The sequence below is a fragment of the Pseudomaricurvus sp. genome, assembly GCF_965662505.1.
In the GTDB taxonomy this organism is placed as follows: domain Bacteria; phylum Pseudomonadota; class Gammaproteobacteria; order Pseudomonadales; family Cellvibrionaceae; genus Pseudomaricurvus.
The window spans coordinates 1-11,138 of sequence record NZ_CBFIHX010000112.1 but is presented as its reverse complement, the minus strand read 5'-3'; the positions used below and the strand labels follow the sequence as shown (position 1 = coordinate 11,138).

The 11,138-nt window shown below is 53.7% G+C and carries 12 protein-coding genes; 5 read left to right on the top strand and 7 right to left on the bottom strand.

Translation table 11 applies throughout. From position 1 onward, the window contains the following. Both ACTG33_RS13710 and murJ read right to left on the bottom strand, forming a co-directional pair. Positions 1-278, bottom strand: a 278-nt coding sequence (locus tag ACTG33_RS13710) for an adenylyltransferase/cytidyltransferase family protein (RefSeq protein ID WP_439135790.1), incomplete at its 3' end; no start/stop codon positions are given. A 236-nt stretch (positions 279-514) separates the two neighbouring features. After that, positions 515-2,119: a murein biosynthesis integral membrane protein MurJ gene (gene murJ, locus ACTG33_RS13705; protein WP_439135789.1), complete on the bottom strand. Its 1,605-nt coding sequence runs from the start codon at positions 2,117-2,119 to the stop codon at positions 515-517. 245 nt (positions 2,120-2,364) lie between these two features. Here murJ and ACTG33_RS13700 point away from each other — a divergent pair, with 245 nt between their 5' ends. Both ACTG33_RS13700 and rpsT read left to right on the top strand, forming a co-directional pair. Continuing rightward, on the top strand, positions 2,365-2,667 hold the full coding sequence (locus tag ACTG33_RS13700; protein WP_439135788.1) for a YebG family protein: 303 nt from the start codon (positions 2,365-2,367) through the stop codon (positions 2,665-2,667). A gap of 162 nt (positions 2,668-2,829) precedes the next feature. After that, positions 2,830-3,096 carry a 30S ribosomal protein S20 gene (gene rpsT, locus ACTG33_RS13695; RefSeq protein ID WP_439135787.1) on the top strand — a complete coding sequence of 89 codons (267 nt, stop codon included), beginning with the start codon at positions 2,830-2,832 and terminating at the stop codon, positions 3,094-3,096. A 79-nt stretch (positions 3,097-3,175) separates the two neighbouring features. On the opposite strand, the gene ACTG33_RS13690 is transcribed toward rpsT, so the two are convergent. The 5 genes from ACTG33_RS13690 to rplU all read right to left on the bottom strand — a co-directional run bounded on the left by ACTG33_RS13690 (position 3,176) and on the right by rplU (position 7,506). Beyond that, positions 3,176-4,231, bottom strand: a complete 1,056-nt coding sequence (locus tag ACTG33_RS13690; protein ID WP_439135786.1) for a pyridoxal phosphate-dependent aminotransferase — start codon at positions 4,229-4,231, stop codon at positions 3,176-3,178. Between the two features lie 75 nt (positions 4,232-4,306). Then, entirely contained in the window at positions 4,307-5,428 is a 1,122-nt protein-coding gene (gene proB, locus ACTG33_RS13685; RefSeq protein WP_439135785.1) for a glutamate 5-kinase, read from the bottom strand. 27 nt (positions 5,429-5,455) lie between these two features. Further along, positions 5,456-6,649, bottom strand: coding sequence for an Obg family GTPase CgtA (cgtA, locus tag ACTG33_RS13680; protein ID WP_439135784.1), 1,194 nt, complete (start codon positions 6,647-6,649; stop codon positions 5,456-5,458). 234 nt (positions 6,650-6,883) lie between these two features. Next, positions 6,884-7,141 (bottom strand): 50S ribosomal protein L27, encoded by a 258-nt coding sequence (gene rpmA / locus ACTG33_RS13675; RefSeq protein ID WP_439135783.1) that lies wholly within the window; start codon positions 7,139-7,141, stop codon positions 6,884-6,886. 53 nt (positions 7,142-7,194) lie between these two features. After that, positions 7,195-7,506, bottom strand: a complete 312-nt coding sequence (gene rplU / locus ACTG33_RS13670; RefSeq protein ID WP_439135782.1) for a 50S ribosomal protein L21 — start codon at positions 7,504-7,506, stop codon at positions 7,195-7,197. Between the two features lie 363 nt (positions 7,507-7,869). Here rplU and ACTG33_RS13665 point away from each other — a divergent pair, with 363 nt between their 5' ends. The 3 genes from ACTG33_RS13665 to ACTG33_RS13655 all read left to right on the top strand — a co-directional run. Next, positions 7,870-8,844 (top strand): polyprenyl synthetase family protein, encoded by a 975-nt coding sequence (locus ACTG33_RS13665; RefSeq protein WP_439135781.1) that lies wholly within the window; start codon positions 7,870-7,872, stop codon positions 8,842-8,844. A 320-nt stretch (positions 8,845-9,164) separates the two neighbouring features. Next, on the top strand, positions 9,165-10,814 hold the full coding sequence (pgi, locus tag ACTG33_RS13660) for a glucose-6-phosphate isomerase (RefSeq protein ID WP_439135780.1): 1,650 nt from the start codon (positions 9,165-9,167) through the stop codon (positions 10,812-10,814). Between the two features lie 129 nt (positions 10,815-10,943). Further along, on the top strand, positions 10,944-11,138 hold a 195-nt coding region (locus tag ACTG33_RS13655; protein ID WP_439135779.1), incomplete at its 3' end, for a hypothetical protein.

The window sequence follows — 11,138 nt, the reverse complement described above, 5'->3', positions numbered from 1 at the left end:
CGCAAGCTCTGATTGAATTGCAGACAACACACCCGATCAATACCGGCATCAAACAGGGCAAACGCTTTCTCCCGCAAACGCATGAGTCGCGCCGGCGCCTGTTCGCCGGAGAAAAATTCGTGAGGCTGAGGCTCAAACACCACGGCCACAGAGGGCAGATTCAACTCAGCGGCCCTGGCCGCCACCTGACGGATAATCGCCTGATGGCCCAGATGTACGCCATCAAACGAGCCAATTGTCACAACACTGCCGTGATGCATGGGGCGCAGGTTGTGCATACCGCGGATAAAATGCTGCTGAAATTGGGTCACAGGCTGGCTCAAGTTGAAATTACTCTCCGGGACCCCGAGCCGCAGGAAGACTGTCTTCGACAACCCACGCGGATGACTCTCTTCGACAACCCACTCGAAAGTCCCGTTATACAGAGGCCGGAGTATACCTCAGATAAGACCTCAGGGTTAAGTAGCCCAACCCTGAGAATTAGCATGCGAATTAGACAGCTGAACGTTCACTATCAACGCACGCCGCGGATGTCTTTCGGGCGCACGCCAGTCAACAGCAAAGCCAGACCGTAAACGGCCAAACCGGCCACACAGATCACTGCCAACGCCATCACTCGCTCATCCCAGCCCCATACCGACCAACCGGTGAACTGCGCCATCAGCCAAAGCAAAACCGCCGCCATGGACACATTGGCCACCATCAGCTGCAGGATAGTCTTACCCCAAGGCAGGATCGAACGATAGACACCCTGCTTCACCAAGCCACGCCACAACAGCCCCATGTTGATAAACGCCGACACCGACGTCGCCAGAGCCAAACCCACGTGGCCGATATTCCATAAAAAGTAGAAGGGCATGACAAAAATCAGGTTCAGCAGCATATTACTGATCATCGCGATCACCCCGATCTTAACCGGTGTTTTCATGTCCTGACGGGCAAAATAGCCCGGCGCCAGCACTTTAATCAGCATAAAGGCCACCAGCCCCAGAGCGTAGGCCTTCAGGCTAAGAGCGGACATGGCGATGTCGGCCGGCGAGGTTTTACCGTATTGAAACAGCGTCGTCAGGATAGGCTGAGCCAGAATCACCAGAGCCACCGCCGCCGGCAGAGCAATCAGCAGTACCAGCTTAACCGCCCAATCCAGCGTTCGAGCAAACTTTTCAGGGTCTTCGCTGGCGTGCTGACGGGACAATCCGGGCAGAATCACCGTTGCAATCGCAATCGCAAAAACCCCCAGCGGCAACTCTGATAAACGGTCCGAATAATACAGCCAGGACACACTGCCCGTCGGCAGAAACGACGCCAGCACCGTATCCAACAGCAGATTGATCTGACTGACCGACACCCCAAAGATTGCTGGCGCCATCAGGGCCAAAATGCGCTTAACGCCATCATCCTTCCAGTCCACTTTAGGACTTGGCATCAGCCCGATGCGCATCAGAAACGGCAATTGAAACAACAACTGAATCACACCGGCAGCCAGCACTCCCCACGCCAGCGCCATCACCGGGGGATCAAAATACGGCGCAGCCAGCACCGCCGACGATATCAGCACCACATTCAGCAAAACCGGCGTGAAAGCGGGAATGGCAAAACGGTCATAACTGTTGAGAATTGCGCCAGCAAAACCCGTCATGGAAATCAATAACAGGTAGGGGAAGGTAATCCGGATCATATCAGCAGCCAGCGGGAAGCGGATCGGATCATCCAGAAAGCCCGGCGCAAACACCGCTGTCAGTACAGGTGCACCCAGCATCGCCAACCCCGTCAGCATGATCAATGTCAGCCCCAGGCAGCCCGCGACTCGATCCAACAGCCCTCTAACCGCCTCCACGCTACCCTTGGATCGGTACTCGGACAACACAGGCACGAAAGCCTGGGCAAAAGCCCCTTCCGCAAACAGACGACGCAGGAAGTTGGGGATTTTGAAGGCGACAAAAAACGCATCCGCACCCGCTTCGGCACCGATAAAACGGGCAAAGACCACATCCCGCGCCAATCCCAAAAACCGCGACAGCATGGTCATCATCCCCACCAGCGCGCTGGATCGCAACAGACCTGCAGGCGGCTTTACATCTGCCGAACCCACTTTCTGACCATCCTCTGATTTCGCCACGAACGCCTCACCCTGCCTTTAATGTGTCCAGCTTATTCTGAAAACCGGTTTTTGTATGCGTTTCCATATGCGGAGCTTTATAAGAAAACACAGATCTATGCATAAAAGAGAGGCAGTGTACTCAATGCCTCTTAGCAGAGCCAGATTACCGCACACGGACACCACAATTTGAGCAGTTGACATCTGACCCCAACAGGAATACTGTACAAAAAAACAGTTATATTGACACAACAGGAGCCCGAACCATGGCTGTAATTGCCGTTTGGAAATGCGACAGAGACGGAAGTATGTTCGACAACAAAAAAGACGCCGAAGAACACGACAAAATGCTGGAACTGGCTGCGAACATCACCAGCCTGATCGAACAGGAAGTTCAGATTGACGAAGACCTCAGCGAAGCCATTGGCCTGCTCTTAGCCAAGCGTCGCGATGCCCTGGCGAAAGCCTGCAAAGGCAAGCCCGAAATCCTGCTGGAAGCTGACGCTGAGTCCGACCCTGAGTCCAACTCTGAGCCCAACACAGTCACCTCAATTGCCGCGGGACAGTAAATTCCGGCCAAGGGACCAAAAACACGCTTAAACCTCTCGATCACCGGGGCTTTAGCGCCCTGAATTATTGGGCTTTAAGCTTCGGAATTGTTGACACAGGGCAATAAATAGGCATAATGTCGCGTCCTTGATTTGTACCCGAATTTTAACAGGAGCAATACGGTGGCCAATTCACCCCAAGCAAAAAAACGTGCGCGCCAAAACGAAAAGGCACGCAAGCACAACGCTAGCCTGCGCTCCATGGCGCGCACTTACCTGAAAAAAGTAATTGCAGCCATTGAAGCTGGTGACGCAGAGCAAGCAAAAGCAGCTTACGCTGCAGCTGTTCCAGTCCTCGATCGCATTGCTGACAAAGGCATTATTCACAAGAATAAAGCTGCACGTCACAAGAGCCGTCTGAACACCCAAATTAAGGCCCTGGCAGCTTAAGCCGGGCGATTTCGGGTCAGACACAAAAAAGCCGACTTTCGAGTCGGCTTTTTTGTGTCTGGTGACTTCACCAGGAAGTCTATTGCAGAGCCTTTCTCAGCACCTCAACCAGCCGACGAGTCTGCTCCTCGGTACCAATGGTCATGCGCAACCCCATTTGCCCATGCGCATTCGCCTTGGGACGCACCAACATCATCTCCTTGCGCAAGGCAAGCTCAAGCGCTTCCGGATTCTGCGGGAAAACCCACAAATAGTTCGCAGCGCTCGGCCAAAAATCAATACCCGCCTCTTCCAGAAACGCTTCCAATAGCGGCTTTGACACCTCCATCACCTCATTCACATAGGCCAAGGTGGTCTCCGGCGACTTCAACCCCTCACTGACCGCCACTACCGCAAACTGGTTAACATCATAAGGGCCGCGCACATTGAGAAGCGCATTGATGTTATCCGCCACGCTCAGCACATAACCCAAACGAATGGAGGGCAGCCCCCAGGTTTTGGAGAAAGTACGGGTAATCAGAATATTCGGACTCTCATGCAAGCGATCCGCCACGGTGACCTTGCTGTACTCGAAATAACACTCATCCACCAGAATCGCCGCTTTCGGAGCCGCCTGAGCAATACGCACAATATCATCCGGAGCCACGAGGGTGCCACAAGGGTTGTTGGGGTTAGAGATCACGATGACACGGGTTTTATCCGTCACTGAGGCAATCACCTCATCCACCGGATAACCACCCTCACGAGTGTATTGCGGTTCGACCATATTCAGGCCTTCGAACTTCGCACACTGGGAATACATGGCAAAACTCGGCCCCGGGATGATAATTTCATCCCCTGCCTGACAGGCAGAGCGAATAATCAGATCAATCCCGTGATCAGAACCATTGGTGATCATGACCTGCTCAGCGTCGACCCCGGCATAATCCGCAATCTGCTGCGCAATATCACCATAAGAGGGATACATGTGCAGGCGACCACTATCAACTAGCGCATGCAAAGCCTGACGGATCGGCTCAACCACCTCGATGGTGCGCTCATTAAAATCCAGCAGAGTGTATTTTTCCGGGTCACGCCCCTCCAAAGGAGGCTTGTAAGCGGACATCGCATCAATGTGGTCTTTAAAAATACTCATAGAGGCAAACTCAAACTAAACGGAATAAAACAAAGGAAAACAGCGGGGCACCGCAGGACCATCAGGACTACAAAACTACAGAACGACTAAATTGTCCCGATGGATCAGCTCTGGCTCATCCACGTAGCCCAGGCGTGACTCTATCTCTTCACTCGGACGACCAATGATACGGCGAGACTCCTGCACACTGTAATTGACCAGTCCGCGAGCAACTTCCACCCCATCCGCATCCACGCAAGACACCATATCGCCACGATTGAAGTCACCTTCTGCACTTCGCACACCCACCGGCAACAGACTCTTACCTTGCTGCTTCAGAACACGCACAGCGCCATCATCCAGCACCAGACACCCTCTTACTTGCAACTGACCAGCCAGCCAGCGCTTGCGAGCCGCCTGCGGACGCTGATCAGCGGTCAACAAGGTTCCCAGAGACTCACCCTCACGCAAACGGGTAACCACATTTTCAATGCGCCCACCAACAATCACGGTATGAGCTCCAGAACGCGCCGCCAGACGAGCCGCACGCACCTTGGTAATCATGCCACCACGCCCCAGTTTGCCGCCATCACCAGCCTTGGCATCCAGAGAAACATCACTGGCATCAGTCTCGCTGATCATTACAGCATCTGGATTGGAGCGCGGATCGGCGGTATACATTCCGTCCTGATCCGTCAGTATCACCAGCACATCCGCCACCACCAGATTGGCCACCAGAGCCCCTAGCGTGTCGTTATCACCAAAGCGAATTTCGTCGGTGACGACCGTATCGTTTTCATTCACGATCGGAATTACGCCCAGACCGGTCAACGCTCGCAAGGTGGAGCGTGCATTCAGATAGCGCTGACGATTGGACAAATCATCGTGGTCCAGCAGAACTTGCGCGGTTTTCAGCCCGTACTTCTGAAACTCTTGCTCATACGTCTGCACCAGGCTGGTTTGCCCCACAGCCGCCGCAGCCTGCAACTCATGAATCGAGTCTGGACGCTCAGTCCAGCCCAACCGAGTCATACCCGCCGCCACAGCGCCGGAAGACACCAACACCAATTCAACCCCGGATTTTTGCAACTGAGCCAGCTGCTCAACCCAGCCGGCGATAGCCGGAGCATCCAACCCCTGACCATTATTGGTCAGCAGGGCGCTGCCAATCTTGACCACCCAGCGTTGAACAGAGGGCAATTGCTTTCGAATACTCATCCTGACTGTTTCCTGCCCCTTCAGGCCTTAAGGCACATACTCAAAATCGACATCGTAGTCGTCGTCATCAAAATCGTCATCATCTTTGGACGCCAGACGCTGCGCACGGTGGCGTTCGCGCAACTCTTCAATACGCTCACGAGCTTCTTCCTGCATGGCCTCTTGCGTGTCGAACTCCGCTTCAGCCAACTCTGGATCCGCCTTTTCAGCATCCCAGCGCTCTTCCAGATAATCCAACACCTGACCGCACAACTCCTGCGTTCCCTGCTTGTTGATTGCAGAAATACGGAACACCGGACCTTCCCAGCCCAATTGATCAATAACTTCCTGGCAGCGAGCCTCCGCCTCATCCGGCGGCAACAGATCCACTTTATTCAACAACAACCAGCGATCACGCTTGGCCAGAGTCGGTGAGAACTCGCCCAGCTCATCAATAATTGCCTGAGCATTGTCTGCTGGAGTAGAGCCGTCAAACGGCGACATGTCCACCAGATGCAGCAAAATACGGCAGCGAGTCAAATGCTTAAGGAAACGAATCCCCAGCCCGGCACCTTCCGCAGCGCCTTCAATCACCCCGGGAATATCCGCTACCACAAAGCTGCGGTGCGCCTGAACCTTCACCACCCCAAGATTGGGCACCAACGTGGTAAAAGGGTAATCCGCTACCTTGGGTTTGGCGGAGGACACGGCGCGAATAAAGGTGCTTTTGCCCGCATTGGGCAAGCCCAATAATCCCACGTCTGCCAGGACTTTCAATTCCAGTTTTAAATTACGCTCTTCGCCCGGCTGGCCCGGCTTGGTCTGCCGCGGCGCCCTATTCACAGACGATTTAAACCGCGCATTACCGATACCGTGGAAACCGCCACGAGCCACCATCAGCTGCTGCCCGACCTCCGTCAGGTCACCCAGCTTCTCTTCGGTATCCACATCCAGAACGGTGGTACCCACAGGCACCTTCAAGATCAGATCGGAGCCCTTAGCTCCCGTACAATTAGCACCACGGCCAGACTGGCCATTTTCGGCGCGATATTTTGGCTGATAGCGGTAATCCACCAGCGTGTTCAGTTCGCTATCGGCCTCCAGATAGACACTACCGCCATCGCCGCCGTCACCGCCGTCGGGACCACCTTTGGCCACGAACTTTTCCCGCCAGAAGCTCATGCAGCCGTTGCCGCCATTGCCTGCGGCCACATAAATTGGCGCTTCATCAACAAATTTCATGAGACTTCTCCGGTACTCGACAGGGGTATACCCAGTATACAGCCAATATAGGATGGCATTCGTGCCACCGAGCCCCAAAGCGATTTTCTCTACAAGCTTTATCTCTACAAGCTTCGGCTTTGGGGTTAAAAATTCAGGTTTTCAAAACGCAAAAGCCCCATCATGGATGACGGGGCTTTTGTTAAGGCAGGAGGTTAACCCCCCAAACCCGTTAATCAGTATTATTGCTGCGACTTACGCGGCAACGATGCTGACAAACTTACGGTTTTTATCGCCTTTCACTTCAAACTTCACAACGCCATCGGCTTTTGCGAACAAAGTGTGATCTTTACCAATGCCAACATTCTCACCAGCGTGGAATTTAGTTCCGCGCTGACGTACCAGAATGTTACCAGCGATTACGACTTGACCGCCGAAACGCTTGACACCGAGTCGCTTACTCTCTGAGTCGCGACCGTTACGAGTACTACCACCAGCTTTTTTGTGAGCCATGAGTCAAACTCCTTCAATGAATGCTTGAGTTAATAAAAATACGATTAACTCGATTAACCTTTGATACCCGTGATTTTCACCTCGGTGTACCACTGACGGTGACCTTGGCGCTTCATGGAGTGCTTACGACGACGGAATTTGATGATTTTCACCTTCTCGCCGCGACCGTGGCTAACCACTTCGGCAGTTACTTTAGCGCCATCAACAACCGGAGCTCCGATTTTGATGTCTTCACCATTGGCAACCATCAGGACTTCGTCGAAGTCGATGGATTCACCAGTAGCTACTTCAATTTTTTCCAGCTTCAGGGTTTCGCCTTCCACTACGCGGTGTTGCTTGCCACCACTTTTAAATACTGCGTACATTTACATGCTCCAATTAGACATTGGACGACACGAAGCAGCGCCAGACACCTGGTTCGCTTTCAGGAAGAGCTTGCGTCGTATACCTAACTCAGTTCAATAATCCGCCTTTGACCTCAACTTAAAGTCAAGCTTGTCACCCAAATTAAAGACAGCAAGCGGCAGGGGCGCAGATCATACGGCAAACGACGAATCGCCGCAAGCCCGATCATGACCGCCGTAGAGCAATTTCTCATCCTATTTATTGGAACCCCTCTCATACTTCTGACTGACGCACTCCCAAGCCTTCTCTTGACAGCTTTCCGCCACCCCCATAGCATGCCCGTCTACGCTTCCCCATTGTTCTTTTCTGGATATTAACCCCCCATGCTGCCTTTTCATAAAGCTGTTGAAGGTGATTTCAGCGCCGTCAATCAACTGATCATTGACCAATTACACTCCAACGTTGATCTGGTTGAGAACATTGGCCACTATCTTGTGGAAGCTGGAGGCAAGCGCCTACGCCCTCTTTTGGTGCTTTTGACAGCCAACGCCCTGGGTTATACCGAAAAAGAGGGCAACACCAGACACCTCGACCTGGCTGCCATTATCGAATTTATCCACACCGCCACCCTGCTACACGATGATGTCGTGGACATCTCCGACATGCGCCGTGGCCGCCTGACCGCCAATGCCAAATGGGGCAATGCTCCAAGCGTTCTGGTGGGTGACTTTCTCTATTCCCGTGCGTTTCAGATGATGGTCGCCATCGGCAATATGGACATCATGCAGATTCTGTCTGACACCACCAACACCATCTCCGAAGGTGAAGTGCAGCAGCTGGTAAACGCCAAAGACCCCAGCGTCAGCGAAGAAAACTATCTGGAAGTGATCTACAAAAAAACCGGCGCTCTTTTTGAGGCCGCCTGCGAAGTGGGCGCCGTGCTGTCAGAAGCCAGTGACGAGCAACGCACAGCCCTGAAGCTATACGGCTACCATCTCGGACTCGCATTTCAGCTGGTGGACGACGCCCTGGATTATGAAGGTGACGCCGAAGCCCTCGGCAAGAACGTCGGCGATGATCTGGCAGAAGGCAAACCCACACTGCCACTGATCTTCGCCATGCGTGAAGGCAGCCCTCAACAGGCTGAAATCATCGCTACCGCCATCCGCGAAGGCGGCATCGATCAGCTGGAGCAGATCGTAGAGATCGTCAACACCACCGGCGCACTCAAGTACACTGCCGACAGCGCTCGCCAACAAGCCGACCTGGCCATTGCCCAACTGTCTCACTTGCCCGAAAGCCGCTTCAAACAAGCCATGAGCCAACTGGCTGATTTCTCCGTGGGACGGGATCACTGATAACTGAGGGCACACATGCCCTCCCCTGCTTACTCCAACACCCCCCTTACTCCAACTCCGCCTCCGACCGCAGACTTGCCCCACTCAGAAAAGTGTCTGTTCTCGCACGATACTTGCTTGAACTCACGATACATTCTTGAACTACAGTCAAAACCAGACGCAGACCAACACACAGAGTTCACAGCAACGCACAGGACAACACTCAGCCAGTCATCATATATGTGCCAGACAATCGCAAGTTTGAACTGATCACTGCACACTTGGCGCTTGCGCGGCTATTATTGACCCACAAACTTCTTTTTTTGAGGCAAAGTCATTTCATGGAAGCTATTGACGCTCGCACCACCCTGTCACAGCATCTCCCTCACTGGGAAACCTTACTCGCGCACAAACAGGCCTGGAACAGCGATCTGAGCGAGCTGTTCCAACTGGACCCCCACAGAGCAGAACACTATTCACTGCAGGTTGAATCCCTGTTTTTGGACTACTCCAAAAATCATCTGAACGAAACCACCATCAAACACCTGCTGGCACTGGCCGAGGACTGCAACCTCAGCCAGGCCATTGAAAACTTGCTCACAGGGAAACACGTCAACAACACAGAGAACCGCCCTGCCTGGCACAGCGCTCTGCGGCAACGGCCCGATTCGGCTCTTCCCCAAGCCGCCGTGCAGGATGAAATTCGTGCAGCCAAAGACAAGATGTCGGCCTTTGTCACCAAGCTCCACGAAGGCCAATGGCAGGGCCATTCCGGAAAGACCATCACCGACGTCGTCAACATCGGCATTGGCGGTTCCGATCTGGGCCCCAGAATGGTCTGCAAAGCGCTGTCAGATTTCCATCTGCCGCAAATCAATGTGCACTTTGTAGCCAACATTGATGGTGCCGAAATTCACCACACACTTAAAACGCTGAATCCGGAAACTACGCTGTTTATTGTCGCCTCCAAATCTTTCACCACCCTGGAAACGCTGGAAAACGCCAAAGCCGCGCGCCAGTGGATCATCAGCAGCGGCTGTTGCATCGACAATTTAAAACATCACTTCGTCGCCATCAGTACGAATCTGACAAGCGCCATTGAATTCGGTATCGATGAGGCGAACATCTTTCCCATGTGGGACTGGGTCGGAGGACGCTATTCGCTCTGGTCTGCAATCGGTCTGCCGATTGCCTTAGCCGTGGGCTGGCAAGCCTTTGAGGAGCTTCTCGATGGCGCCGCCAGCATGGACGAGCACTTTGCCAGCGCCGACTTCAAGCACAACATGCCCGTGATTCTGGCTTTTATCACCTTCTGGTACAGTCAGTGCTGGGGCGCCAAAAGTCAGGCCGCCCTGCCCTATTGCCACCAGCTGCAACGCTTCCCCGACTTTCTGCAACAGCTGGACATGGAAAGCCTGGGCAAATCCGTCAATCTCGATGGCAAATCGGTTGATCACCCTACCGGTATCGCCATCTGGGGCACGGAAGAAAGTAACGGTCAGCACTCGTTTCATCAGCTGTTCCATCAAGGCACCCAGATGATTCCGGTGGACTTTATTACCAGCCTTAAGCCCAACCACCCCTATAGCGGCCAACATCAACAGCTGCTCGCCTGCTGCCTCAGTCAAAGCCAGGCCATGCTGGAAGGCAAATCCCTGAAACAAGCCAAGCAGGAGCTGGCAGATGCTGGCAAGTCAAAAGCCGAGGCTGATCAGCTGGCGCCTCACAAGGTCATCCCAGGTAATCGCCCCAGCAATACACTGATCCTCGATCAGCTCACTCCCCGCTCGCTGGGCAGCCTGATCGCGCTCTATGAGCACAAGGTCTATGTTTTGAGTGTTCTGCTCAACATCAACGCGTTTGATCAGTGGGGCGTGGAGCTGGGCAAACAGCTCGGCACCACCATCGCCGACGCACTGCAGAGTGGAAAACTACCGGACGATTGGGACAGCTCAACCCGGGCTTTGGCCGAGAAGATATTACAGCGCTAGCAGCCTGCCCCCTCGCTCACCCTTCGACAGGCTCAGGGTGAGCGGAAACAACATCCACTTTTTCCAATATCCCCCGCCGCCGGAAAACGGTAAACTGCTCCCTTTTGCCAACGGCACCTTCACGCTCATATGCTGACTCCCGAACTGAAAAAAACCATCCAGACGGCCTACACCGAGTTTCTGAACAACAAGGAGCTCAAAGCTCGCTATGGTCAGAAACTGATGATTGCCGAAATCGCCAAGACCCTCGGCGGTATTCACCTGGATGACGAAAATGTCCGGGACAGCGAGGGGCACGTCTGTGTCGTTGAGGCGGGAACAGGT

Coding starts and splice junctions, on each gene's coding strand:
- ACTG33_RS13700 (WP_439135788.1), top strand. CDS start 2,365: ATGGCTGTAATTGCCGTTTGGAAATGCGACAGAGACGGAAGTATGTTC.
- ACTG33_RS13690 (WP_439135786.1), bottom strand. CDS start 4,231: ATGAGTATTTTTAAAGACCACATTGATGCGATGTCCGCTTACAAGCCT.
- proB (WP_439135785.1), bottom strand. CDS start 5,428: ATGAGTATTCGAAAGCAATTGCCCTCTGTTCAACGCTGGGTGGTCAAG.
- cgtA (WP_439135784.1), bottom strand. CDS start 6,649: ATGAAATTTGTTGATGAAGCGCCAATTTATGTGGCCGCAGGCAATGGC.
- rpmA (WP_439135783.1), bottom strand. CDS start 7,141: ATGGCTCACAAAAAAGCTGGTGGTAGTACTCGTAACGGTCGCGACTCA.
- rplU (WP_439135782.1), bottom strand. CDS start 7,506: ATGTACGCAGTATTTAAAAGTGGTGGCAAGCAACACCGCGTAGTGGAA.
- ACTG33_RS13665 (WP_439135781.1), top strand. CDS start 7,870: ATGCTGCCTTTTCATAAAGCTGTTGAAGGTGATTTCAGCGCCGTCAAT.
- pgi (WP_439135780.1), top strand. CDS start 9,165: ATGGAAGCTATTGACGCTCGCACCACCCTGTCACAGCATCTCCCTCAC.